Origin of the sequence: Faecalibacterium sp. DFI.5.82, from assembly GCF_029076575.1 — a bacterium.
Lineage (GTDB): Bacteria > Bacillota > Clostridia > Oscillospirales > Ruminococcaceae > Faecalibacterium > Faecalibacterium duncaniae.
In genome coordinates, this window is record NZ_JARFIS010001053.1 from 1 (window position 1) to 291 (window position 291).

The 291-nt window shown below is 34.0% G+C and carries 1 protein-coding gene; it reads left to right on the top strand.

Annotated elements, in window-relative coordinates; translation table 11 throughout:
• Positions 1-291 (top strand): FAD-dependent oxidoreductase (locus tag P0G09_RS20100; RefSeq protein WP_275253560.1); only part of this gene is annotated, 291 nt, incomplete at both ends.

Sequence of the window (291 nt, forward strand, 5' to 3'; positions counted from 1 at the left end):
TTAAAAATAAAGTTACTGGAGAAACTCATGAATACTTTGCAGATGAAGAAGATGGAACAATGGGAGTATTTGTGTTCGTTGGATTAGATGCTCAAACTGATTTATTCAAAGGTAAAGTTGATATGGATGAAAAAGGTTACATAATAACTGATGAAGATATGAGAACTAACATACCAGGCGTATTTGCAGCAGGAGATTGTAGATCTAAGACTCTAAGACAGGTTGTAACTGCAACTAATGATGGCGCAATTGCATCTATAGTAGCTGAGAAATACATTGATGAAAAATTTG